25 protein-coding genes and 1 other annotated feature are annotated in these 25097 nt (G+C 30.9%); all 25 genes read right to left on the bottom strand.

Features of this window, described 5'->3' with window-relative positions; all coding sequences use genetic code 11:
* Positions 1 to 16: 16 nt before the first annotated feature.
* Complete coding sequence (locus tag V6137_RS01045) at positions 17 to 445, bottom strand: SoxR reducing system RseC family protein (RefSeq protein WP_425446016.1); 429 nt, start codon at positions 443 to 445, stop codon at positions 17 to 19.
* 349 nt (positions 446 to 794) lie between these two features.
* Positions 795 to 2579, bottom strand: coding sequence for an aspartate--tRNA ligase (gene aspS / locus V6137_RS01050; RefSeq protein ID WP_425446017.1), 1785 nt, complete (start codon positions 2577 to 2579; stop codon positions 795 to 797).
* A 4-nt stretch (positions 2580 to 2583) separates the two neighbouring features.
* Positions 2584 to 3849, bottom strand: a complete 1266-nt coding sequence (hisS, locus tag V6137_RS01055) for a histidine--tRNA ligase (protein ID WP_425446018.1) — start codon at positions 3847 to 3849, stop codon at positions 2584 to 2586.
* Positions 3850 to 3906: 57 nt separating this feature from the next.
* Positions 3907 to 4119 (bottom strand) — a binding site (T-box leader).
* A gap of 42 nt (positions 4120 to 4161) precedes the next feature.
* Entirely contained in the window at positions 4162 to 5646 is a 1485-nt protein-coding gene (gene hemZ, locus V6137_RS01060; RefSeq protein ID WP_425446019.1) for a coproporphyrinogen dehydrogenase HemZ, read from the bottom strand.
* Positions 5647 to 5657: 11 nt separating this feature from the next.
* On the bottom strand, positions 5658 to 5840 hold the full coding sequence (locus V6137_RS01065; protein WP_425446020.1) for a hypothetical protein: 183 nt from the start codon (positions 5838 to 5840) through the stop codon (positions 5658 to 5660).
* 68 nt (positions 5841 to 5908) lie between these two features.
* Positions 5909 to 6529, bottom strand: a complete 621-nt coding sequence (locus V6137_RS01070; RefSeq protein ID WP_425446021.1) for an MBL fold metallo-hydrolase — start codon at positions 6527 to 6529, stop codon at positions 5909 to 5911.
* 14 nt (positions 6530 to 6543) lie between these two features.
* Positions 6544 to 6993: a D-aminoacyl-tRNA deacylase gene (dtd, locus tag V6137_RS01075; protein ID WP_425446160.1), complete on the bottom strand. Its 450-nt coding sequence runs from the start codon at positions 6991 to 6993 to the stop codon at positions 6544 to 6546.
* 13 nt (positions 6994 to 7006) lie between these two features.
* A complete protein-coding gene (locus V6137_RS01080) occupies positions 7007 to 9163 on the bottom strand; it encodes a RelA/SpoT family protein (protein WP_425446161.1) in 2157 nt (718 codons plus the stop codon).
* Positions 9164 to 9370: 207 nt separating this feature from the next.
* Complete coding sequence (locus V6137_RS01085) at positions 9371 to 9883, bottom strand: adenine phosphoribosyltransferase (RefSeq protein WP_425446022.1); 513 nt, start codon at positions 9881 to 9883, stop codon at positions 9371 to 9373.
* A gap of 122 nt (positions 9884 to 10005) precedes the next feature.
* Complete coding sequence (locus tag V6137_RS01090; protein ID WP_425446023.1) at positions 10006 to 10386, bottom strand: LapA family protein; 381 nt, start codon at positions 10384 to 10386, stop codon at positions 10006 to 10008.
* Positions 10387 to 10396: 10 nt separating this feature from the next.
* Complete coding sequence (locus tag V6137_RS01095; RefSeq protein ID WP_425446024.1) at positions 10397 to 12082, bottom strand: ABC1 kinase family protein; 1686 nt, start codon at positions 12080 to 12082, stop codon at positions 10397 to 10399.
* A gap of 102 nt (positions 12083 to 12184) precedes the next feature.
* Positions 12185 to 13072 (bottom strand): protein translocase subunit SecF, encoded by an 888-nt coding sequence (gene secF / locus V6137_RS01100; protein ID WP_425446025.1) that lies wholly within the window; start codon positions 13070 to 13072, stop codon positions 12185 to 12187.
* 14 nt (positions 13073 to 13086) lie between these two features.
* A complete protein-coding gene (gene secD / locus V6137_RS01105) occupies positions 13087 to 14331 on the bottom strand; it encodes a protein translocase subunit SecD (protein WP_425446026.1) in 1245 nt (414 codons plus the stop codon).
* Positions 14332 to 14413: 82 nt separating this feature from the next.
* The gene (locus tag V6137_RS01110; RefSeq protein WP_425446027.1) at positions 14414 to 14914 is read right to left on the bottom strand and encodes a gamma carbonic anhydrase family protein; all 501 of its coding nucleotides are present in this window, start codon (positions 14912 to 14914) and stop codon (positions 14414 to 14416) included.
* Positions 14915 to 14916: 2 nt separating this feature from the next.
* Positions 14917 to 16275 (bottom strand): thioether cross-link-forming SCIFF peptide maturase, encoded by a 1359-nt coding sequence (gene scfB, locus V6137_RS01115; RefSeq protein ID WP_425446028.1) that lies wholly within the window; start codon positions 16273 to 16275, stop codon positions 14917 to 14919.
* Positions 16276 to 16434: 159 nt separating this feature from the next.
* Entirely contained in the window at positions 16435 to 16575 is a 141-nt protein-coding gene (gene scfA / locus V6137_RS01120) for a six-cysteine ranthipeptide SCIFF (protein ID WP_425446029.1), read from the bottom strand.
* Between the two features lie 64 nt (positions 16576 to 16639).
* Positions 16640 to 17029 (bottom strand): TIGR04086 family membrane protein, encoded by a 390-nt coding sequence (locus V6137_RS01125; protein WP_425446030.1) that lies wholly within the window; start codon positions 17027 to 17029, stop codon positions 16640 to 16642.
* Between the two features lie 155 nt (positions 17030 to 17184).
* Positions 17185 to 18540, bottom strand: coding sequence for an extracellular solute-binding protein (locus tag V6137_RS01130; RefSeq protein ID WP_425446031.1), 1356 nt, complete (start codon positions 18538 to 18540; stop codon positions 17185 to 17187).
* Positions 18541 to 18740: 200 nt separating this feature from the next.
* Positions 18741 to 19004 carry a preprotein translocase subunit YajC gene (gene yajC, locus V6137_RS01135; protein WP_425446032.1) on the bottom strand — a complete coding sequence of 88 codons (264 nt, stop codon included), beginning with the start codon at positions 19002 to 19004 and terminating at the stop codon, positions 18741 to 18743.
* 77 nt (positions 19005 to 19081) lie between these two features.
* Positions 19082 to 20203 carry a tRNA guanosine(34) transglycosylase Tgt gene (gene tgt / locus V6137_RS01140; RefSeq protein ID WP_425446033.1) on the bottom strand — a complete coding sequence of 374 codons (1122 nt, stop codon included), beginning with the start codon at positions 20201 to 20203 and terminating at the stop codon, positions 19082 to 19084.
* Positions 20204 to 20226: 23 nt separating this feature from the next.
* Positions 20227 to 21252 carry a tRNA preQ1(34) S-adenosylmethionine ribosyltransferase-isomerase QueA gene (gene queA, locus V6137_RS01145; RefSeq protein ID WP_425446034.1) on the bottom strand — a complete coding sequence of 342 codons (1026 nt, stop codon included), beginning with the start codon at positions 21250 to 21252 and terminating at the stop codon, positions 20227 to 20229.
* Positions 21253 to 21264: 12 nt separating this feature from the next.
* Positions 21265 to 22872 (bottom strand): SpoIID/LytB domain-containing protein, encoded by a 1608-nt coding sequence (locus V6137_RS01150; protein ID WP_425446035.1) that lies wholly within the window; start codon positions 22870 to 22872, stop codon positions 21265 to 21267.
* A gap of 30 nt (positions 22873 to 22902) precedes the next feature.
* Entirely contained in the window at positions 22903 to 23913 is a 1011-nt protein-coding gene (ruvB, locus tag V6137_RS01155; RefSeq protein ID WP_425446036.1) for a Holliday junction branch migration DNA helicase RuvB, read from the bottom strand.
* Between the two features lie 18 nt (positions 23914 to 23931).
* A complete protein-coding gene (gene ruvA / locus V6137_RS01160) occupies positions 23932 to 24522 on the bottom strand; it encodes a Holliday junction branch migration protein RuvA (protein ID WP_425446037.1) in 591 nt (196 codons plus the stop codon).
* 12 nt (positions 24523 to 24534) lie between these two features.
* Entirely contained in the window at positions 24535 to 25029 is a 495-nt protein-coding gene (ruvC, locus tag V6137_RS01165) for a crossover junction endodeoxyribonuclease RuvC (RefSeq protein ID WP_425446038.1), read from the bottom strand.
* Positions 25030 to 25097: the final 68 nt, after the last annotated feature.

A 25097-nucleotide genomic window follows, 5' to 3' on the forward strand; every position in this document is an offset into this window, starting at 1 on the left:
ATAAAATATCTTTATACTAACTGTCTAATATCCTAGTCATTTTAAATGCCGACTTGTTTTCTTTTTGGATTTTTTTATCTATTTTTCTTAAAACAAAAAATGATATAATCAATGCTATTAAGCCAGTTGAAAAACTTAAAATCTCATAACTAGCAAATCCTAAGGCTTTAAACCCATAGATTCCTATACCTATTCCTAGTATCATCAAGATTAATGGTATAGCATAAACTATATAAGCAGATTTAATAACATAAGAAGTTTCCATCTCTATTTCAACAAAATCTCCTTCTTTAGCATCTACTGTATTTTTTAAAGTCACCCTAGTGGCAGGTATATTACAACTACTTCCACAGGAAGCACACTTTTCCCCACAGGATGAAACTCTCCTAACATCCACTTGAGCTTTATCTCCATCTATTTTACTTACATATCCTATTTGCTCCATCATCCCACTCCTTTCTTATCTTTTTCACATATAAAATATTATATACCCTTACTAGGTATAATTTTCATAATAAAATCATAGCATAATTTTTATATACTATCAACAAAAGGTGCCAAAAAACATGGCACCCTTTTTTTAACTTTAAATTTTTCAATAACTATAAACCCTATATTATATGACACATGAATTCTTTTCTAACTATTATAATTGATAGTGGACAATTGACAGTTAAAGTTGATTTTACTCACTTCGTTCGTAAAATATTATATCACAAATCAGCTTCAGCTGATTTGTACCTTAACTGTCCACTGTCAATTGTCAATTCTCAACTGTAATAAGTATCCAAATTTTATTTCTCTACTTCCAATGTTTCTATACTAAGTTCTTTTAACTGTTCATCTGAAACTGTAGTTGGCGCTTCTGTCATTAGACAAGTTGCACTTTGAGTTTTAGGGAATGCTATTACGTCTCTGATATTATCGTTATCTGTAAGTAACATAACTAGCCTATCAAAGCCATATGCAATACCACCATGGGGTGGAACCCCATATTTAAAGGCTTCAAGTAAGAAACCAAACTTATTCCATGCTTCCTCCATTGTAAATCCTAGAGCTTTAAACATTCTTTCTTGGAGTTTGGAGTTGTTTATCCTTATACTTCCTCCACCTATTTCGTCTCCATTTATAACTATATCATATGCTTTAGCCCTAACTTTTTCAGGAGCAGTCTCTAAAAGCTCTATATCTTCATCTACAGGGTGGGTAAATGGATGATGTTTAGCGACATATCTTTCATTTTCCTCATCATATTCAAATAGTGGGAAGTTTGTAATCCAGACAAACTCATATTTATCTTTATCAATTATATCCAGTTGTTTTGCAACTTCTACCCTTAAGTGTCCCAGTGAATCATAAACCACCGATGTTTTATCTGCCACAAATAATAATAAGTCTCCAGCCTTTCCTTCCATTCTATCTATGATGCCATTTAGTTCCTTTTCAGATAGGAACTTAGCAATAGGTGATGAAATCTCATTCTCAGTAATCTTAATCCATGCTAGACCCTTTGCTCCATAGGTTTTTACAAATTTCTCTAACTTAGAGATTTTCTTTCTGCTAAATTCTTCTCCATATCCCTTTACATTTATTCCCCTTACACTTCCACCATTTTTTACTGTTCCACTAAATACCTTAAACTCACTATCCTCAACCACATCACTAACATTTTTAAGTTCAAATCCAAAACGTAGGTCCGGCTTATCTGATCCAAATCTATCCATAGCTTCACTATATTCCATTCTTTTAATAGGTAGTTCTACTTCTACACCCTTTAATTCTTTAAATATCTTATATATAAGTTTTTCATTTATTGATATTACGTCTTCAATATCAACAAATGACATTTCTATATCTACCTGAGTAAATTCAGGTTGTCTATTTGCTCTTAAGTCCTCATCCCTAAAACACCTTACTATCTGATAATATCTATCCATTCCTGAAACCATTAATAACTGCTTCATTAATTGAGGTGATTGGGGTAAAGCATAAAACTTACCTTTATTAACCCTACTTGGAACCAAATAATCCCTTGCTCCCTCAGGAGTAGGTTTTGCAAGCATTGGAGTTTCCACATCAACAAAGTTATTATTATCTAAGTATTCTCTTATTATTTTTCCTGCTTTGTGTCTCATTTTTAGACTTTTTTGCATAGAAGGCTTTCTTAAATCTAAATATCTATATTTCAATTTCATAGTCTCTGATACATCATCATTATCTTTAATATAAATAGGTGGCGTCTCTGCTTCATCAAGTATTTTTAGTTCACTAACAAACACCTCTATTTCTCCAGTAGGTAAATCTTTATTTATAGATTGTCTCTTATAAACTTCTCCCTTTACTGCTAACACATATTCACTTCTTATTTTTTCTGCTTTCTTAAATGCTTCCTCTGATATATCATTGTCAAATACAATTTGAACTATTCCAGTTGTATCCCTTAGGTCTGCAAAAACTAAGGATCCAAGATTTCTTCTTTTTTGCACCCATCCCATTAATATTACTTCTTCCTTTTCATTATCAATATTTAATTCTCCACACATATGTGTTCTTCTTAACTTGCCCATAGATTCTGCCATTTTACTACCTCCCTAATTTTACTTTTATTACTTCTATTAACTTACTTAAATTTATTTCACCTTGTTCTCCTGTCCTCATATTTTTAAGGGTAACCACATCATTATCAATCTCATCATCCCCAATAACTATTGTATAAGTAGAGTTTATCTTATCTGAATATTTAAATTGAGCCTTTATACTTCTTCCTAGGTGATCTTTATCAGCTGATATACCTTCGTTTCTTAAATCAAATAATATCTTAAATGCCTCTTTTTCTGCCTTTTCTCCTATTGTTACTATAAAAATGTCCAAGTCATCAGGCTTTGGTAACTCTATATTATGATTTTCAATAGTTAGTAGTAGTCTCTCTATTCCCATTCCAAATCCTATTCCCGGGGTAGAAGGACCCCCTATTTCTTCTACTAATCCATCATATCTTCCTCCACCACATACTGTACTTTGGGCTCCTATTTCCTTAGAAATAAATTCAAAAGCAGTTTTGGTATAATAATCTAGACCTCTAACTATCTTAGGATTCACTTTATATTCAACACCTGCGATATTAAGGTATTCTTTAACCTTATTAAAGTGCTCCTCACATTCACCGCATAAATGATCAACCATATAAGGTGGGTTTTCAATTAACTCTTTACAGGATTTTCTTTTACAATCCAGTATCCTCATGGGATTCTTTTCAAACCTAACTTTGCATGTATCACAAAGATCCTCTATTTTATCAGACAAATAATCTCTTAAAATCTTACTATATTCCTCTCTACATTTTGGACATCCTATGCTATTTATATTTAACTCTATATTCTCAAGTCCCAATCTATTAAAAAATACCGAAACTACACTTATTACTTCAGCATCTATTGAGGGCTTATCAGTACCAAATGCTTCTATTCCAAATTGATGAAATCCCCTTAGTCTTCCAGCTTGAGGTCTCTCATACCTAAAACAAGGGGTATTATAGAAAAGTTTTGTTGGTTGTGCATCCGCATATAGTTTATTCTCAATAAATGCCCTAACAACCGGCGCAGTTCCTTCTGGTTTTAAAGTTATGCTTCTATTACCTTTATCTTCGAAAGTATACATCTCTTTTTGCACCACATCCGTGGTCTCTCCTACTCCCCTTTTAAACAGTTCAGTATGTTCAAATACTGGAGTCCTTATTTCTTCATATCCAAAGTTTTTACAAACATCTGCAAAAACCTTCTCAACATATCTCCACTTATAGACTTCATCCTTTAGTACATCCTTAGTACCCTTAGGTCTTCTCGTTAGCATCTATTTACCTCCTCTTTTATTAATAAACAAAAACAAAACCTCTCATCACTGTCACTTGACAGGGACGAGAGGTTAATTCCCGCGGTACCACCCTATTTTGAATAATAGTATTCCACTTAATAGCCTTTAACGCTGGCCAACGTATAGATTTACTAAATTCAATCTATCTATTCCAAGGTGTCTTCATTAAATACTTATCATCGGATTTCCACCATCACCGACTCTCTATAGATAGTCAATTTAACTACTATTCCTCTTCATAATATTTACACATATCTTTACTTTATGATGTCATTAATTATACTTAAACTATTATATATTGTCAATAAAATTTATATTTTTATTTTTTCTTAATACCATCTCTTCTAGTCTATCTATATACATATTTATATCCTTAACATTGGGAACCCTTTCTAACCTATTGGTTTCGGGATAAAATATTTTGGAAACTCCTCCTGCCCCAGTAGCTATAATGGTCTCTTTTTCTTCCATTATTAACATATTATATATACATTCTTTGCCCCTTTTAGAATATCCGATGTTTTCAAAGTTCCCTAGTATTTGTTTTTGCCTATACATATAATAGGGTTCCATCATCATTTTTTTTGTCCCTAGACTTGTAACATTAAGCATCTTTTCTATGTTCTTTTGTTTTGCCAAGGAATACCCATCGATTTCATCCCTTAGTTTGGAAGCTTTTTTTATAGCTAGAGTATGTACTGTCAAATTATCTGGATTAAGTTTAATCATTTCATCCATAGTTCCCTCAATCTCTTCTACCCCTTCACCGGGTAGCCCCACTATCAAGTCCATGTTTATAGAATCGAATCCTATTTCCTTAGCCAAGTTATAGGCATTAACTACATCTTCAGAGTTGTGATCCCTACCTACCAACGATAAGGTATCATTACACATTGTTTGGGGATTAATACTTATACGGTCTACACCATTTTCCTTTAACATTAATAACATATCCTTAGTTATGGTATCGGGTCTTCCCCCTTCCACTGTAAACTCTTTTATTTTTTCCCTATCAAACACATCATATATTTTTTTTATAATTCTATTTAACTGATGGATTGGAAGGGCTGTGGGGGTTCCTCCACCTATATATACTGTATTAATGTTTCTACCTTTCATCATTTTTCCCACACTATCTATCTCATATAACAATGCATCTGTGTAATCTTCAACTAAATGTTTGACCCTATCAATAGGATTAGATGGAAAGGAACAGTATATACATCTAGTGGGACAAAAAGGGATACTAACATACAAACTAAACCGCTTACTATTTAAAGGATATATGTAGGGGCGTTCTTTTTTAGCAATATTAATTATCAAGTTTGCCTTATCATCATTAATTTTATATTTATTTGTTAGTATGTCTTTAATTACAGTATATTCTTCCCCTCTATCATATAAATCATGTACTATTTTAGTAGGTCTTATTCCAGTAAGTATTCCCCATGGTACTTTAATATTTGTTATATCACTTAAAACTTTATATAAACTAGATTTAATAGCAATCTTTATTTTCTTCTTCCTATTGTTTTCTTTTATATCAATTAAATTAATATCATCTATATTATGTTCTAACATACACTGGCCATCTTTAATTATTTTAGTTAAAACCGAATTATCATTATTATATAGACAACTTTCAATCAAAAGACTTTGGTTTGTAACCAAAGTCTTTTGATCTAAAAAGTTGATTTTTTCTTTTGGATAGAAGAGTTTTATAAGCCCGCTAACTTCATATTTGAAATCATGTCCTAATAAATGTACAGATATCATAATATTTCTCCTTAATAATTTTTTCTTAAATCATCAGATAACTTTGTAACATATGACTTAGGAACTCCAAGTTCGTTGGATATTTCCTCTGTACTAAGCCCCATTTCATTCATTTTTACAAAATCATGGAAATCTACATCCTTAAATTTATGACTGTTTTTATTAGTTATAAAACTAAATATTGTACTTTTCAATTTAAAACCCTCCTAATAGCCTTTTTATTATTTTTCCATAAACTATTAAGAGTATACAAATATAGTTTTTATTTAATAAATTGATTAGATATTCTTTCTTTTCCTATAGTACTGTGGGGCCCATGTCCTGGGAAAACTTTCACATCATCATCATAAACCATTATTTTCTCATTTATTGATAAAATAATGTCTTCATACGAACCCCCATATAAATCAGTTCTTCCTATTGAGCCTGCAAATAATGTATCTCCTGTTATTATATTATCATCAATCTTTAGTGATATACTCCCCTTTGTATGTCCCGGTGTATGTATCACCATCATCTCAAGTTCACCAATATTAATTATATCTCCATCTTCAATCACATCATCAGGATTTAACTCTACATCTGGAATACTCATTTGACTTGAAAGATTTTTTTCAGCATCAATTAGCATCTCTTTATCCTCTTCATGGATAAGTATAGGAACTTCACTTTTCCTTTTAAGATGTATTAACCCACCTATATGATCTCCATGTCCATGGGTTAAGATTATATATTTTAAATCCAATCCCAGTTCTTCAAGTTTCTTTAATATTTCCTCATGTTCTCCACTGGGATCAATAACTGCAGCTTCCTTAGTTTTTTCACAACCAACTATATAACAATTGGCAGCATAAATTCCCAATGGTAATCTCTCTATAATCATAGCATCCATCCTTTCTAGAACTCTTTATTACTATCTAATAAAATAGTTACTGGTCCATCATTTACTAAATCAACTTCCATATGCTCTCCAAAAACCCCTGTTTCAATATTTATGCCACGATTTTCACATTCATCTATAAAGTCTTCATATAATTTTTCGGCTTTTCTAGAAGTTGCTGCCTTCATAAAGTTAGGACGTTTTCCCTTTCTAACATCTCCATATAAAGTAAACTGAGAAACTACCAATATTTCTTTTTCTATATCTACTACCGATAAATTCATTTTCTCATTCTCATCTTCGAATATTCTAAGTCCCGTTACTTTATCCACTATATATTTTAAATCCTTATCATCATCCTCTTCTTCAACTCCAAGTAACACCAATAGTCCTTTATTAATTTTTCCTACAACTCTATTGTCTACCCTGACACTAGACTTAGATACCCTTTGAACCACTGCTCTCACATAATCATCCCTTCTAAGTTGTAACTCTATACACATCAATGACACCATCAATTTCCTTTATCTTTTTCATTAATTGTGTTAATTGATCTATATCCTTAATTTCTAAGGTCATATTTATAATAGCAACCCTCTCTTTATTAGTTCTAGCATTTAATGATGTTACAGATAAATTTGATTGAACTAACAATTGGGTAACTTCTGTAAGTAATCCCGACCTATCAGTACCCTTTAACTGTATTTCAGCTAAATAAGATGTCTTCTTATCAGTATCCCAGTCCACATCTATAAATCTTCCATGGCCTTCCAATTCATTAATATTTGGACAATCTTTTCTATGAACTGAAACACCTCTACCCCTGGTTATATAACCTACTATATCGTCTCCAGGCACAGGGTTACAACACTTGGCAAATCTAACCTTAATATTATCTATACCTTTAATGGTTACTCCCTGTTTTAGTTTGTATTGTCTTTCATTTTTATTTACGGACCTTACAATGGGCTTTTCTTCTTCTTTCTTACTATAATACTCTTTATGGTATTCCTTAAGCTTCGGAACAACCTGAGAAAGGGTAATACTACCATATCCAAGGGCAGCATATAAATCATCTACCTCTTTAATACTTAACTTCCTACATATATTCTCAAGCCAATTTTCCTTTAATATTTCAGTAAGCTTATAGCCTTGTCTTTTTACTTCTTTTTCTAAGAGTTCTTTTCCTTTTACTATATTTTCATCCCGCTTTTCTTTTTTAAACCACTGTCTTATCTTAGTTTTAGCCTGACTACTCTTTACGACTTTGAGCCAATCTCTACTGGGACCATTACTGTGGGCCGACGTTAAAATCTCTACTATATTTCCATTTTTTAATTTATGATCTATTGGCACTATTCTACCGTTAACTTTCGCACCAACACAATTATTTCCCACTGCTGTATGAACCTTATAAGCAAAGTCTATAGGTGTAGATCCTGCTGGAAGATTAATTACCTCTCCCTTAGGGGTAAATACAAACACTTCATCGGTAAATACATCTATTTTTAATGATTCCATAAATTCATTTGGATCCTTCATATCTTTTTGCCATTCTAATATTTGTCGTAACCATGATAACTTACTATCGAAATCATCATTTTTAAGCTTTCCTTCTTTATATTTCCAATGGGCTGCAATTCCGTATTCAGCAATTCCATGCATATCCCAAGTCCTTATTTGTATCTCAAAGGGTTCCCCTTGGGGTCCAATAAGGGTAGTATGAAGGGACTGATACATATTAGCTTTAGGCATGGCTATATAATCCTTAAATCGCCCTGGTATAGGCTTCCACATTGTGTGTACAGCTCCAAGAACAGCATAACAATCCTTAACTGTATCAACAATAACCCTAACCGCTGTTAAATCAAAAATTTGCTCAAAGTTTTTATTTTGATAAACCATCTTTCTATATATACTATAAAAGCTCTTCGGTCTACCATTGATTTCACCTTCTAAGTCCATTTCATCAAGTTTATCCCTTAACATATTAATAATATAATTAATATATTCTTCCCGTTCTTTTCTCTTTTTAGAAACTTTATCCACTAAATCATAGTATCCCTCTGGATCTAGATATCTTAAGGACCTATCTTCTAATTCCCACTTTATCTTTGACATTCCTAATCTATGGGCAATTGGTGCATAAATTTCTAAAGTCTCTAATGCCTTTTCCTTTTTCTTTGCATCGGGCATATACTCCAATGTTCTTATATTATGGAGCCTGTCTGCTAACTTGATAATTATAACTCTTATATCCTTTGACATTGCTATAACCATTTTTCTTAGGTTCTCAGCTTGATTTTCTTGTTTGGTTCTATATTTTAGCTTTTTTAGTTTAGTTACTCCATCTACCAAATTTGCAATATCTGTACTAAACTCATTAGCTACATCATCAAAGGTTACATCTGTATCTTCTATAACATCATGTAATAGTCCAGCGGCAATTGTATCTAAGTCCATACTTAAATCAGCAAGTATCATAGCCACATTAAAGGGATGAATAAAAAATCTTTCTCCAGAATTTCTCATTTGTCCCTCATGGGCAGTTTCTGCAAAGTTATGGGCTTTTATTATTAAGTCTAGATTGCCTTTTGGATTATATTGTTCAATTCTTGATATTAGGTTCTGTAACAATTTTTCCACCTTCTTAACCAAGTCTATTAGCTTCTAAATATTTAATAACAGTATATCATATAATAATGTTTTCTCAACAATTTTATTGAAATTATAAATATATGCACCTATTTATAATTGCTAACAATCAAAATTATAATTAGTTTGGGGATTAGTAATCCCCAAACTAATTATAAGAAAAATACCCACATAAGTGGGATACTTTTTTTAGTACACAATTAAAGAATTAATATCATAATCTTTAAGTACATCTCTTCCTTTTAAAAATTCCAATTCAATCAAAAAACTTATTGCTACCACTTCTCCACCTAACTCCTCTATCATCTTAACTGTAGAATTTACTGTTCCCCCTGTAGCCAATAAATCATCTACTATAGCTACCCTCTGTCCTGGTTTAATACTATCCTTATGCATTTCTAAAGTATCTGTTCCATATTCCAATTCATACTCATATTTTATAGTTTCCCCTGGTAATTTCCCAGGTTTTCTTATAGGTACAAAACCTGCATTAATCTCGTATGCTAAGGGCGTCCCAACTAAAAATCCCCTTGCCTCAGGACCCACCACTATATCAATATCTTTTCCTTCTAAAGTTTTAGCCATCTCTTTTATACAATAGTTAAAAGCATCCTTATCTTTAAGTAAAGTGGTTATATCCCTAAATATAATTCCTTCCTTTGGAAAATCATAAATATCACGTATTTTACTTTTTAAATCCATACTATTTCCTCCTAATTATAATTAAATTGTTTCTTAAAAGATGTGGTGATTATATAACCGTTTTTAAGATATATATTATATCATATTATCAGTGTATATGTAAAAAACTCAGACATGGAATATTAGTTATTAATTTTTTCATTCTCATTATAACTGTCTTTTTCTATGTTTTTTTTATCACCTTTATCTGCTTTTTCACTATCCATAACAACATCATTAGTCAAACCAACATTATCTTCTAGCTCTTTATCCATATTATTATTTCTTAATTTCTCTATTATACTCTTCTGTTCCCTTATTTTCATAGTTAATTTTACTTGTCTAACTAAACCTAATATTGTAACAATAATCGCTCCTAATGCTGTGGAAACTAATATTACAATGGCTTGAGAAACTTGCTTTGTTGTGACTATAAAGTCAATATTTACTTCATTTCCATTTTTAATTGCAAAAACTGCTATTATTATTGCAAATATTAATGATAAAACAAATCCTACTTGCATAACAAACCCCCTATCTATTTTTTCTTCTTATGTTTATTAATATTGATAAAACTAACCCTATTCCTAAAATAGCACTACTAACATATCCCACTAATCCAAAAACTGATAGGCCCATTATTTTAGGACTATCATTGGTCTGTATAACTATTGATGACCCTACAACTAATGCTGAAACTAATAGACTTAGAGAAATTCTATTGGTCATTGTATTTATTTCTTTCTCAAGATGTTCAAATCCTTCTTGTTTCATCTTAATTTCCACTTTATTTTTTTCAATATTATCTAAAATATTATTTAATTTTGATGGTATATTAGATATCATATCTATACTATCCCAAGAATTTTTAAATAAATTGTCCATAATATTTTTAGGCTTAAGCTTTTTTTTGCTCATATTTCTTAATGTTTTTTTAGATATTTGGGCAAAATTAAATTTGGGATTAAGTTTTTTCCCTGTTCCCTCTATAGTTATTATAGACTTCATTAACAAGGTAAGCTGGGATGGTATCTTTAGCTTATGTTTATAGGCGGCTGTTAGAACTTCGTTAATAGCTTCACTAAATTTAATTTTTTGTAAAGGTATATTATAATAATAATTCACTATATAGTACAGTTCCTTTCTAAATTCTACTTCATCGGTTTCTTCTGTTACAGCTCCAAGCTCTTTTAAGCTATTAATCATTTTATCAATATTTTTATCGGAACTGGATCTTAATAAATTTACTATAAAATTCAAAGTTGTTTTATCTATATAACCTACTATACCAAAGTCTATAAAACTTATCTTCTTTTCATCTAGTATAATAATATTTCCAGGATGGGGATCACCATGGAAAAATGAATATATAAATATTTGTTCCATAAAAACACTGGCACCTATTTCTGCTAACTTTTCCCTGTCCCAACCTCTTTTGTCTATTTCTTCTAAGTTACTGACTTTAATACCTTTAACTTCTTCCATAACCAAAATCTTTTTTGTAGTATAATCCCAATATATCTTAGGTACAACTACATTGTCATTTTCTTTGAAATTTTCTCTAAATAAATTACAATTTTGTGCTTCATATCTATAGTCTAATTCCCTCTTTATAAAATAAGAAAATTCTTTAATCACATTTGTAAATCTAATTACCTTCTTCTTATTAAAATGTTCATCTATTAGATTTCCTATCTTGTAAAGTATTTCTAAATCTTTATTTATGATATTATCAATATTAGGTCTTTGCACTTTAACTACCACATTGTCACCATTATGTAATTTGCCCTTATATACTTGACCAATAGATGCGGCTGCGATTGGTTCTTTATCAAATTCCATAAACATGTCATCTATTTCCATATTCAATTCTTCTTTAAATATTCTTTCCGCTTCTATCCAATCAAAAGATTTTACTTTATCCTGTAAATAGGATAACTCTTCTACTATATCTTTAGGAATTATATCATATCTAGTACTTAATATTTGTCCTAATTTTACAAATGTAGGTCCCAATTCTTCTATAGCTAAACGAATCCTTTGACTTCTAGTATATTCATTAACTAGTTTTGTAGACTTTTTTAAAAAAAGTCTTTTTACAGGCCCAACCCTTTCCATCTTTTCAGCCAATAGTGTAAACCCATATTTACTTAAAATCTTCCATATCTCCCTATATCTTTTTATATTACTATACTTACCCCTTTTTTTATTAATTCTCAAATTAGCACCCCCCAATCAAAGAAACACTTATAGATATTATTACCACAATATTAGTATAAATATCACATTTCTTAAGAAAAAAACTGCCCTTTTCAGGCAGTTTTAAGCTTTTCTTGGATTACTTCCATTTTTATTTTTCCCTCTGGTTTTTAACATAAACCATACTGGACTGGCTACAAATATTGATGAATAAGTTCCTACTAGAACTCCTACAATAAGGGGTAATGCAAAGTCCTTAATAGCCTCTACTCCAAATATATACAGAGAAGTTATAGCTAACAATGTGGTAAATGAGGTATTAATGGATCTAACTATTGTTTGAGAAATACTCATGTTTATTACATTCTCATAGCCTTCTTTTTTAACATACCTTAGGTTCTCCCTTATCCTATCAAATACAACTATAGTATCGTTTATAGAATAACCTACAATAGTAAGTATAGCAGCAACAAAGGAGGTATTAACAGGTATTCTAAATATTGCATAAACAGCTAATGCTATTAAAACATCATGAACCAAGGCTATTATAGCTGATATACCAAATGCAAATTGAAACCTAAATGTTATATATAAAAGCATTCCTGCAGTGGCGATTGCCACTGATATTAAAGCTTTTCTTTTAATTTCATCTCCTATTGAAGGACTGATTTGCTTAGATTGCATAAAAGCTTCTTCATCAAGGTTATACTTTTCTTTAAATTTTGCTTTAAGTGATTTTCTTTGTTCATTATTTAAATCCTCAGTAGTTTTTATAATAACTTCATGATTTTCTTCTCCAGCATGAACAATATTTGCAGTTAAGTTCTGTCCATCAGTTATTTCTCTAATTTCCTCTACAGCTATTTGTTTTCCTAGATCTATTTGTATCAATGTTCCTCCTGCAAAGTCTATCCCAAGGTTAAGACCATTTACCGCCATGGTAACAAGCCCCACTAATATTATGGCAATAGACAGTATAAAAAATATTTTCCTTTTTGATATAATATCCATATTCCCACTCCTTCCTATGCACCATAAAATTTAGTATTTTTTGTAATGTTCATAGTAACAACTAATTTAAGCATTAATCTTGTTATAAATACTGCTGTAATCATTGATGCAATTATACCAATCATAAGTGTTACACCAAAACCTTTTATTGGTCCAGTACCAAAATTATACAATACTATACCTGCAATAAGAGTAGTTATATTGGCATCTAATACCGTAGATAATGCCCTTTTAAATCCAGCATCTACAGATGCTCTTATGGTTTTTCCACTTCTTATTTCTTCTTTAATTCTTTCAAATATAACAACATTTGCATCAACTGCCATACCTATTGATAATATTAATCCTGCTATTCCCGGAAGGGTAAGCTTAACTCCTATTCCAATCATAACTCCTAATATTATAAGAATAAATATAGTTAAAGCTATATCAGCAATTAATCCAGGAATTCTATAAAATACAATCATAAATAAGAATATTAATATAATTCCAATCATAGCGGCAAAAACACTTTTATCTAGGGACTCTAACCCTAAAGTAGGTCCTATTACAGAAGATTCCAATTCCTTCATCTCAACTGGTAATGCCCCTGCTCTTATTAAATTAGCAAGTCTACTTGCCTCTTCTATATCTTTTTGTCCCGTAATCCTTGCTTGTCCATTGGTTATTTTAGAACTTACAACTGGAGAAGATATAGCATTCCCATCTAGTACTATAGCTATTGGCTGTCCTAATAATCTACCTGTAGCTTCGGCAAAATCATCTGTACCATTATCATTTAGTTCCAAAATGACTACCGGTTGTCTAATTCCATTAACAGACTCAAATGTAGCAGTAGCCTCTCTAACATGCTCACCTGTAATTACCACACTGCCATCTGGCTCAACAAATTGTAACTGGGCAGTTTTACCTATCATATCTATGGCCTTTTGGGTATCTTCAACACCGGCTAATTCAACTCTAATACGATCTTCACCCTCAATAACTATATTAGGCTCCGACACACCTAACCCATCAACCCTTTGGTTGATTATAGCTTTAGTTTGTTCCATCATTCTTCTAAGTTCTGGACCGGTAGCATCAGTCTGAGCCTCTAATACAACATAAACTCCCCCTGCTAAATCAAGTCCTAAATCCATCTCTTCTTTTACTGTTGTTATCTCGTACTTACCAAGATTTACTCCATTAATGGCTGCATATGATATAAATCCAACTACTACAACTATTAATAAAAATATTACAGTGCTTCTTGTTTTCATTTTCTTTCCTCCTCCTTATCTTCATAATTATAATTATATATCTTAGTAAATTTTTAGTCAATAAGTAATCAAGTTACAGTTGCTATTTGTGCTTTTCAGCATATTTTACATAGTCTGTTGCAGATTGCTTAAGTTGTTCAATTTCTTTTTCAGTTAGTTTTCTTACAACCTTAGCAGGAGAGCCTAAAACTAAAGAACCCGATGGTATTTTTTTACCTGTTGTAACAATACTTCCTGCTCCAATTAATACATTATCTTCAATTTCAGCTCCATCTAAAACTATGGCTCCCATACCTACTAAAACATTGTTTCCAACCTTACAGGCATGAACTATTGCCTTATGTCCCACAGTAACATAATCACCTATCTCAGTATCATAATCCTTGCTGATATGAATAACAGTACCATCCTGTATATTTGTATGACTTCCTATTTTAATGTTATTTTCATCACCCCTAAGAACACAATTATACCATATGCTGGTGTTTTCCCCTATTTGTACATTTCCAATTACTTCAGCACTATCGGCTATAAAGCAACTACTATGAACTTTAGGTGATATTCCTTCATACTCTATTAACAACCTTATTCCTCCTTATTTAAATTTGCATTAATAGATATTGCACATTCTATTCTTTTTTTCTCCATTTCACAACCTATTTTGTAGGGCTTGTTTATATCATCATTAAAATTATAGGCATTTGCATGACATCCACCACTACAATAAAATTTAGCCCAACAATCTTTACAATCATCTTTAGAGTAAACATTGGCAGCTCTAAATTCTTCCCTTAATGACTGGTTATCTACTCCCCTATACACATCTCCCATCTTAAACTTTTCATCTCCAACAAATTGGTGACATGGATATAAATCTCCTTCGGGAGTAACTGCTAAATATTCAACTCCTGCACCACATCCTACTACCCTCTTAATAAAACAGGGACCTTGTTTTAGATCAATCATAAAGTGGAAAAAATCAAATCCTTTATTCTCTTTATGAAGTTTTATATATTCTTTAGATAGTTTTTCATATTCATCTAAAATCGGTTCTAAATGATCTTCTAACAAAGCATAATCATTCTCTGGACTTGCCACTACCGGTTCCATGGAAAGACTCTTAAAGCCCAGTTCATTAAACTTCAATATATCTTTAGAAAAATCAATATTTTTATTTGTAAAAGTTCCCCTTATATAGTATGGTTTATTACCCCTTAATTTAACAAATTCAAGGAATTTAGGAACTATAATGTCATAGCTTCCATCTCCCCCTGTGGTTTTTCTCATATTGTCATTGACTTCTTTTCTTCCATCTAGACTTAAAACCACATTATCCATATTTTCATTTATAAATTCCATATTATCTTTATTTAATAATAGTCCATTTGTCGTAATAGTAAATCTGAATTTTTTATTATTTTCCTTCTCTATTTTTCTACCATAGGCAACCAGTTCCTTAACTACGTCAAAGTTCATAAGAGGTTCCCCGCCGAAAAAGTCCACCTCTAAATTAATTCTATTTCCTGAGTTTTCAACCAACAGATCCAATGCCTTCTTTCCAACTTCAGTTGACATCATAAATCTATCTCCTTGGAAATCTCCTTGAGACGCAAAACAATATTCACACCTTAAATTGCAATCATGGGCGATATGAAGACATAAGGCCTTGACGATATTTTCTTCATTATACTTAAAATCATCAATATATTCATCATCACTAAATAGTAGGCCTTCTTCAACTAACATACCGATTTCTTTATATGCCTCTTTGATAATATTTTCTTCATGTTTATCCTTTAGCTTTTTAATTATATTATCTAGATTGTTATTTTCATATAATGAAACAATATCCCATACCAGTTCGTCCACCACATGTACTGAACCACTATTTATATCCAGTAATATATTCTTACCGTTCAGCTGAAATTTATGTATCTTTTCCATGATATTCCTCCTAAATGTTTGTTTAACTACTTTATTCTATATTAAATTAAGTATTCTTACAATAGAGAATTGATTAGGGGCTTATATACAAAAAACTCTATATCCTCACCAACCAATTAAAAAGTAGTGGGTAGTATCCCACTACTTTCTATGTACTATTTAGTTATTCTCACACTTCTGATTTCCTACAGTACAGGAAGTCTTACAAGCTGATTGACAGGAAGTTTGACACTCTCCACATCCACCTTTTGTAATAGTATTTTTTAAACTACGTCCTGATATTGTTTTTATGTGTTTCATGATATTCCTCCTCATCCATTTCTTCCATAAAAATTATAACACAAAACCACTGTTAAAAAAAGATTTATTTTAAGTTAACCCCTATCATTCCCCCTATTGCTCCAGTGATCAAAGCGATTATTAGCTTTATTAAAACATAACTATCTAAGCTAAAGGAGTTATTAATTATACTTCCTATTATTATCATTATAACTACATATAAGAGTCCGACAATACCTCCGTTTAACCAACCCTTTTTATTGTTCTTCATAGAAAGATATATTGCTCCAAGTGCTATACTTAAGATCATAATTATAGATTTTATAACAGATAAACTATCTATTGATAAGTCAGTATATGTTAATATTAATGATGCAATAAATATTAATACTATGGTTATTATATAACTAAAAATCAATCCTTTAACTAAGTTTATTCCATAGCTTTTATTCCCTGTACTAATATTTTGTCTCATTACTCCACCTCCATATCTCCTTATTCAATATTTATGTATTTTTCTTTTAAATAGAACCCCTTTTTTTGATAAAGAATAGATAATAGAGAATAAAGAATAGATATGGTGATTTTACTCCCTTGGTCGTAAAATTATATTTATACTTTTTAATATTTCTACTCTGTCAATAATAAACTATATTCATTTTCTAATTGTTTAAGTTTTCTTTCTAATTTTTCATCAGTATACTCCTCTTCTGAAAATATAATTTTAAAAAATTCTTTTTTTATACTGCTTTTTATCTTTGTGGTTTTTAAATCTTCAAATGAATATCTTATATCTTCTTCCTTTTTTATTTTATTTAAAACTTTATTTCTCATGGTTATATATTTTTTGTCTAAACCGTTTCTTTTATCTATTTTTTCTATTTCACCTCCTACTTCAGAATTAACTGGATAAAACCAATATATTTGATCTTCATATATTCTTATTTGATTTTTATTTGATAATAGTCGATTTACAAATTCCAATCCTTCAGCTCTATTTTTTCCCTTCTTATTTACTATAAATCCATAGGTGTATACCCCTCTATCATAAATATTAGGCAAAACTATTCGATTTTCATTAGCTCTAGCTGATTGTTGTACCTTAAGAACATTTTGAGTATCATAAATTACTAAATTTTCATCAATATATTTTTCCATATCTCGAAAATCAACAGCTGCCTCATCTGATGTTCTATAAAAAAAAGCCTTATGATAAAATTCTGAATCATGGAGTAATTTATAATTACCAGAAAATATTTCATCTCTAGCATTTATTATAAAGTTTTTAACAGTATCATTATTTAACTTTATTACTTTTTCTTCTTTATCTATGATATCTAACTCATTATAGGGAAATACTATTGTATTTAAATATTCCATAAAATTAAAATGTCTTTCTTTGACATTTAACCATTTTTCCCGAATAGACAAGAAATCTTTTTTATCCCAATCCCCATCGGGGGGCTCAATATCTAATCTATCTAATATGCCTTTATTTAAAACTATAGAAGGATAATACATTCCTACAGCAATAAAATGTACTTTATCATCGTTGAATATATCATATACTTTTTCCAAATTATCTATTTTATTAGTCACATCTAAAGCTACTCCAGCTTCTATATACCTTTTAGATGAAGCCCTGTTGGGAAAATAAATCAATGTAGGGCCATTATCACTGTATAACTTTGCATTTAACTTACTCAAATACTCATTATATGTATTAGCATAAATTATATCATAGGATACCTCTACCCCTGTGTCGTTTTGAAAATCTACCATAGTATTCCCTATTATTGGATCTTTAACATCACTACCGAACATCTCTTTATTCCAAACAGCTATAGTTATTTCTCCTTTAGTCACCTCATTATTCTCCTCCTTTTTTTTACCATCACAACCAGTTAAGTTAAAAATAAATATTATACTTATAAATAAAGTTAATATTTTTCTTAACCCATTCTTTTTAATTAAAATTTTTTTCATATACAATTCCCCCTTCAAATAATATTTATATAAATTGTATATGCTTTTATATTTTAATTGAACGGTAATTGGTCGTATTATACATAATAATGTCTTAAATGTCGTATATTAATCTGATATTGGTAATAAAAAACATAGAAAAAAGAGATTTTCCCTAAGGGAAAATCTCTTTTATGTATTATTACTTATGATCCATAATATTATTTATCCTCTACATTACCAACTGACCATTTTGCAACATTAAGCTTAATTTTATCTGAACCAACTTCAATAGTCAAAATGTCTTCTTTAACTTTAACTATCTTTCCGTATATTCCTCCTATAGTGGTAATCTGGTCACCAACTTTTAAATTACTCCTCATTTCTCTTATTTGTTTATCCTTTTTTCTTTGAGGTCTAATTAATAGGAAATAAAATATAACTAATAATAAAATAGGAAATAATAAACCTGTATATTGCTCCATAACTTCACCCCTTTCTATAATATATTATTCAATACTCTATTAATAAATCCTTTTAATAAAAGATTTATTTTTTAATTTTATTTTATATAACCATACTTTTTATAAAATTCTTCCTTATATTCCAAAAGTCTGTCCTCTTTAATGGCAGTTCGTATATTCTCCATTAATTTTAATAGAAAGTACAGATTGTGAATGGTAGCTAATCTAGCTCCTAATATCTCATTTACATTAAACAAATGTCTTATATATGCTCTAGAATAATTTTGACATGTATAACAATCACATTCTGGATCTAAAGGTGTAAAATCCCTCTTATACTTTGCATTTTTAACAACAAGTTTTCCGTGACTGGTTAACACTGTACCATTTCTAGCTATTCTAGTCGGCAATACACAGTCAGCCATATCTATACCCCTTATTACCGACTCAAATAGATAATCTGGGCTACCTACCCCCATTAAATATCTTGGTTTATCCTTTGGTAGTAATGGAACCGTATAATCTAATACTTCATTCATTAAGTCTGCTGGCTCTCCAACACTTAATCCTCCCACAGCATATCCTGGAAAATCTAAATCTATTATTTCCTTTGCACTTTGTTCCCTTAGGTCTCTATACATTCCCCCCTGAACTATTCCAAATATAGCTTGGGTATCGGGATTTTTATGGGCATCTTTACAACGTTTTGCCCATCTTGTGGTTCTTTCTAAGGATTTTTTTACATAATCCCAATCTGCTGGATAGGGAGCACATTCGTCAAATGCCATCATTATATCAGAACCTAGAGCATTTTGTATTTCTATAGACTTTTCCGGAGATATAAAGTGTTTTGAACCGTCTATATGGGATCTAAACTCTACACCTTTCTCAGATATTTTTCTCAAATCTCCTAAGCTGAATACTTGAAAGCCTCCACTATCTGTAAGTATGGGTTTATCCCAGTTCATAAATTTATGTAATCCCCCTGCCTCTTCAATAAGATCATGACCTGGTTTTAAATAAAGATGATATGTATTACCTAGAATAATCTGAGAGCCTATATCCTTTAACTCCTCAGGTGTCATGGCCTTTACAGTAGCCCTAGTTCCCACTGGCATAAATATTGGAGTTTCAATTGTTCCATGGGGGGTGTGTAGCTTACCTAGCCTAGCCTTAGTATCTTTACATTCTTTTATTAGTTCATATTCTACAACAGCCATCTAAAGCCTCCTCTTAATTAGTCTTATTTTATGAGCATTGCATCTCCTAAACTATAGAATCTATACTTTTCATCTACTGCGATTTTATACGCATTGAGTACATTATCCCTACCTGCAAGGGCACTAACTAACATGATTAGAGTAGATTCTGGTAAATGAAAGTTGGTTATAAGATTATCAACTATTCTAAACTTATAACCGGGATAAATAAATATATCTGTCCATCCCTTTTTAGCCTCCACCCTTCCATTATCATTGGCTATACTCTCTAAAGTTCTTGTTGATGTGGTTCCAACTGAAAACACTCTATTTCCAGCTTCTTTGGTTTCATTTATAATATCTGCTGTTTCTTTACTCATTTCATAATATTCTGAGTGCATTTTGTGTTCATTTATATCTTCAACTTTAACGGGTCTAAAAGTTCCAAGTCCCACATGTAAAGTTATATAAGCTATTTTTACTCCCTTCTCCTCTATTTTCTTAAGTAAATCATGGGTGAAGTGGAGTCCAGCTGTTGGAGCCGCTGCCGAACCCTCCTTTTTAGAGTACACAGTTTGATACCTTTCTTTGTCATCAAGTTTCTCTGTTATATATGGAGGTAATGGCATCTCACCTAACTTATCTAGTATCTCTTCAAAAATACCCTCATAATAGAATTTAATTATTCTGGTTCCCCCTTGAAGAATATCTATTATTTCTCCTTTTAAAACTCCATCTCCAAAGCTAATCTTATTTCCAATTTTAGCTTTCTTTCCTGGTTTTACTAGAGTTTCCCACTTGTCATCATCTAGACGTTTTAATAATAAAAACTCCACTTTACCTCCAGTCTCTTCTCTTTGTCCAAAAAGTCTAGCTGGTATTACCCTAGTGTCATTTAATACTAGACAGTCTCCTTTTTGTAAGTAATCTAAAATATCTTTGAAGTTCTTATGTTCAATATCTCCACTTTTTTTATCTAAAACCAATAACCTTGATTCCTCTCTCTTTTCAGAAGGATGTTGGGCTATAAGCTCCTCTGGTAAATCAAAGTAAAAATCTTCTTTTTTCATGTTAATCATCCTTTACTCGACTTTTGTTCCATTATAATAATATTCTAGTATTTCCTCATAAGTATATCCTAATTCAGCCATTTTTTTAGCTCCCCATTGACTCATTCCTATTCCATGACCCCATCCCTTTCCTTCAAACACATAGACATCGGGATTTATTGACATTTTATTTATTTCTTCTCCGTTAAAAACAGCGATATTATTATTATCCCTTCTAACGAAACTTCTAGTAGGCCTTTTATCTTGGTAGCCAGATAGTATCCTAGCATTGGATATATTCATTTTTATTGGTTCACTACTATTTCCTGACATAACATAGACATCTCCGTCTGTTTTTGTTTCAAATAAAGTACTTTTTAGTGTGTTATACCCAAACACTTCCCTCATCTTATTTTTTTCTAATCTCTCTACTCCTCTGCTTCCAACTATTTCAAGTTCAATAACTCTACCGGTTTCTGAAACTTTTGTAGGTGAAATAGAAATTATTTCTCCTACATCTATGCTGTTTTCTTTAAGTTTATCCTTTACTTCATCTTTACTTAGAACTATTTTCCAATTATCATTTGGAGATCCTATTGAGAATTGGTCATCTGTGGCTTTTAAATAGGGAACTTCATTTGACCATACATTTTCACTACTTTCAGTATATCCTCCACTTGATGAATGATAATATGTATATACCAATTTATCATCATATTTTAATAATTTATCTCTGGTTAAATCCACTGCCTCATTACTTCTTATGTTTTCCAAATCAAATCCCCCATATACTTGACAATGGGATGTGTCACATAAATCATACCCCTTCTCACTATGGCGACCAATATATAATAACATAAAGTTTCTTGCTGCAACGGATTGAGCTTTTAATGCTTCCATTGGCCAACTGGGGGACATTTCCTTAGGTACCACACCATATAAATAATGATCTATTAAAACATGATTTATTACCACTAACTTGTCCTTATATATATTAAACATAATATGGTCCCTATAGCTAGTATTCTCTACTTTTATTATATCATCCTCTGTTTCTAATATTAAATTAGAGTCTACATTAAAGGCAAATATCCTTTCACCTTTCCCATCTTCAATTATTAAATAATTATTAGCCTCTATAATATGAAATTCATTATTTATAATATTATCATATTCTTCACCAGTATCTATAGCATCCCCCTTATTATCAAACTGTCCTATCCATATTCTATATTCACCTTCATAATATGCAGGGTAAGCTTCGATTCCCTCTTTTTTTAAATACTTTATATAATCTAATACATCACTATAATCATTAAAGTTTTCATTTAATTCTATATAATAAAATCTGTTATCTTTAACGGTATTATAGTAATTATTGTCTGATTCAATGTAGTTATTAGCTAATTTAACCACTATACTACTATAATCTATTTTGGCTATTTCTTCAACATCTTTGTCAATATTTATTAGTTTAAAACTATTATTACTACTTAACTTAACTTGGTAATTAGACTTTAAAGGTCTAGTTAGGCCAACATTTATATACTCTTCTTTATAAGTAGCAAAACTTAAAGATGAAAATGTTAAAGTAATTGCCAAAACAAAAATCATAACTATAGAAATTATTTTTTTACTCATTAATATATTCCCCCTTGTATTTTATTTGTTTTATTCTGTAGGGTATTCTAAGCCAAAATGGTCGTAGCAATTTTTCGTAGCTACTCTACCTCTAGGTGTCCTATTAAGAAATCCGATTTGTAATAAATAGGGTTCATATACATCCTCTATGGTATTTCTTTCTTCCCCTGTAGCGGCAGCAAGGGTATCTAATCCCACAGGGCCTCCATTAAACTTATTGATAATAGTATCTATCATTTTCTTATCTATACCGTCAAGACCTAATTCATCTACCTCTAAAAGCTTTAAAGCCTTTTTCGATACTTCCTCACTTATAACTCCATCTTCTACAACCTGGGCATAATCCCTTACCCTTTTTAATAGCCTATTTGCAATTCTCGGTGTTCCCCTAGATCTTTTGGCAACTTCTAATGCTCCCATTTCGTCTATTTCCACACCTAAAATATTAGCCGATCTTTTAACTATTTCCTTTAATTCATCGATCTTATATAAATCAAGTTTACATATTACTCCAAATCTATCCCTTAAGGGAGAAGTTAAATGACCTGCCCTTGTGGTGGCTCCAATTAAAGTGAACTGGGACAAATCTAATCTTATAGACCTTGCACTAGGCCCTTTGCCTATGATTATATCCAATGAGAAGTCTTCCATAGCAGGATAGAGTATTTCCTCTACACTTCTATTTAACCTATGTATTTCATCTATAAACAGGACATCATTTTCTGATAAATTAGTTAGTATAGCTGCCAAATCTCCAGGTCTATCTATGGCGGGTCCAGAAGTTATTCTAATATTTACCCCCATTTCATTTGCTATAATGCTAGAAAGGGTAGTCTTACCTAGCCCTGGAGGTCCATATAATAAAACATGATCTAATGGTTCATTTCTTTCCTTGGCCGCTTGAATAAATATTTTTAGTTTTTCTTTTATTTTTTCTTGACCTATATAATCACCTAAATTTTTAGGTCTAAGTCCCTTTTCTATATCTATGTCTTCTTCATTTACTTGCGTGGATATTATTCTATTTTCCTTTTCTTCCATTTTAGATCAACTCCCTTACTAACTCTTAGATAGTTGGATAAGAGTTTTCTTTATAATATCTTCTGTATTAAGTCCGGTTTTATCAATCTTTTTTAAAGCACTATTAGCCTCTACTCTAGTATACCCTAATGCCAATAGAGCTCCTATTACTTCATCATCAAAAATATCTCCATTGGTTAATAAATCTTCCCCTTCAATAGGAATATCATCATCTATTTTATCCTTTAACTCAAGAATAAGTCTATTGGCTGTTTTTTTACCTATTCCCGGTGCTTTAGATAATGTTTTTACATCATTACTAATTATGGCAAGTTTTATATTAGATGTAGATAATGTTGATAAGATACTTAAAGCAACTTTAGGCCCAATCTTAGATACTAATAATAATAGATTAAACATATCTAATTCCTCTTTATTGTAAAATCCAAAAACACTTATATCATCTTCTCTAACATGTAAATGGGTATATAACTTTACCTTTCCCTCTTTTCCCTTTAAATTTGCTATTGAATTTTGTGATGTATTTATTATATAGCCAATATCATTATTTTCAATTACTACGTAATTATCACCTATCTCTTCTAACTGTCCTTTTATATAAGAAAACACAAAATCCCTCCACTATTTTATTTTAAACATACTTCTAAAGTTTCCCGAATGGGCATGACATATAGCCACTGCAAGGGCATCGGCAGCATCATCTGGTTTGGGTATGGACTTTAAATTCAATAGTAGTTTAACCATTTCTTGAACCTGCTTCTTTTTCGCCCTACCATATCCTACTACCCCTTGCTTTACCTGCAATGGTGTATACTCATATATATCAATACCTTTATTAACCGCAGCTAGAACTTGAACCCCTCTAGCTTGTCCCACTGTTATTGCCGTTTTAACATTTTTATTAAAAAATAATTCCTCTATAGCAACAGTATCTGGATTATATTTGTCTAACAGTTGGGTTAAATCATCATATAATATTTTTAATCTCTCTGGAAAAGAGTTTTTAGGTTCTGTAGTTAATACTCCGTAATCTAAAACATTAAACTTGTTACCTTTATATTGTACTACTCCATATCCTAATATTGCAATACCTGGATCTAAACCTACTATAACCATTATATCATCTCCTTAAAGTTGAACATTATATTAAGTTAAAATTTACACCTATTAATTACAAAGGTATA

Source organism: Dethiothermospora halolimnae (genome assembly GCF_037577855.1).
GTDB classification, from domain to species: domain Bacteria; phylum Bacillota; class Clostridia; order Tissierellales; family VENL01; genus Dethiothermospora; species Dethiothermospora halolimnae.

Coding starts and splice junctions, on each gene's coding strand:
- V6137_RS01085 (WP_425446022.1), bottom strand. CDS start 9,883: ATGGATTTAAAAAGTAAAATACGTGATATTTATGATTTTCCAAAGGAA.
- yajC (WP_425446032.1), bottom strand. CDS start 19,004: ATGGAGCAATATACAGGTTTATTATTTCCTATTTTATTATTAGTTATA.
- ruvB (WP_425446036.1), bottom strand. CDS start 23,913: ATGGAAGAAAAGGAAAATAGAATAATATCCACGCAAGTAAATGAAGAA.
- V6137_RS01090 (WP_425446023.1), bottom strand. CDS start 10,386: ATGCAAGTAGGATTTGTTTTATCATTAATATTTGCAATAATAATAGCA.
- hemZ (WP_425446019.1), bottom strand. CDS start 5,646: ATGATATCTGTACATTTATTAGGACATGATTTCAAATATGAAGTTAGC.
- V6137_RS01125 (WP_425446030.1), bottom strand. CDS start 17,029: ATGAGACAAAATATTAGTACAGGGAATAAAAGCTATGGAATAAACTTA.
- scfA (WP_425446029.1), bottom strand. CDS start 16,575: ATGAAACACATAAAAACAATATCAGGACGTAGTTTAAAAAATACTATT.
- queA (WP_425446034.1), bottom strand. CDS start 21,252: ATGAAAAAAGAAGATTTTTACTTTGATTTACCAGAGGAGCTTATAGCC.
- secF (WP_425446025.1), bottom strand. CDS start 13,072: ATGGATATTATATCAAAAAGGAAAATATTTTTTATACTGTCTATTGCC.
- V6137_RS01045 (WP_425446016.1), bottom strand. CDS start 445: ATGGAGCAAATAGGATATGTAAGTAAAATAGATGGAGATAAAGCTCAA.
- secD (WP_425446026.1), bottom strand. CDS start 14,331: ATGAAAACAAGAAGCACTGTAATATTTTTATTAATAGTTGTAGTAGTT.
- tgt (WP_425446033.1), bottom strand. CDS start 20,203: ATGGCTGTTGTAGAATATGAACTAATAAAAGAATGTAAAGATACTAAG.
- V6137_RS01070 (WP_425446021.1), bottom strand. CDS start 6,529: ATGATTATAGAGAGATTACCATTGGGAATTTATGCTGCCAATTGTTAT.
- V6137_RS01130 (WP_425446031.1), bottom strand. CDS start 18,540: ATGAAAAAAATTTTAATTAAAAAGAATGGGTTAAGAAAAATATTAACT.
- ruvC (WP_425446038.1), bottom strand. CDS start 25,029: ATGGTTATAGTAGGTTTAGATCCAGGTATTGCAATATTAGGATATGGA.
- hisS (WP_425446018.1), bottom strand. CDS start 3,849: ATGCTAACGAGAAGACCTAAGGGTACTAAGGATGTACTAAAGGATGAA.
- scfB (WP_425446028.1), bottom strand. CDS start 16,275: ATGGAAAAGATACATAAATTTCAGCTGAACGGTAAGAATATATTACTG.
- aspS (WP_425446017.1), bottom strand. CDS start 2,579: ATGGCAGAATCTATGGGCAAGTTAAGAAGAACACATATGTGTGGAGAA.
- V6137_RS01150 (WP_425446035.1), bottom strand. CDS start 22,872: ATGAGTAAAAAAATAATTTCTATAGTTATGATTTTTGTTTTGGCAATT.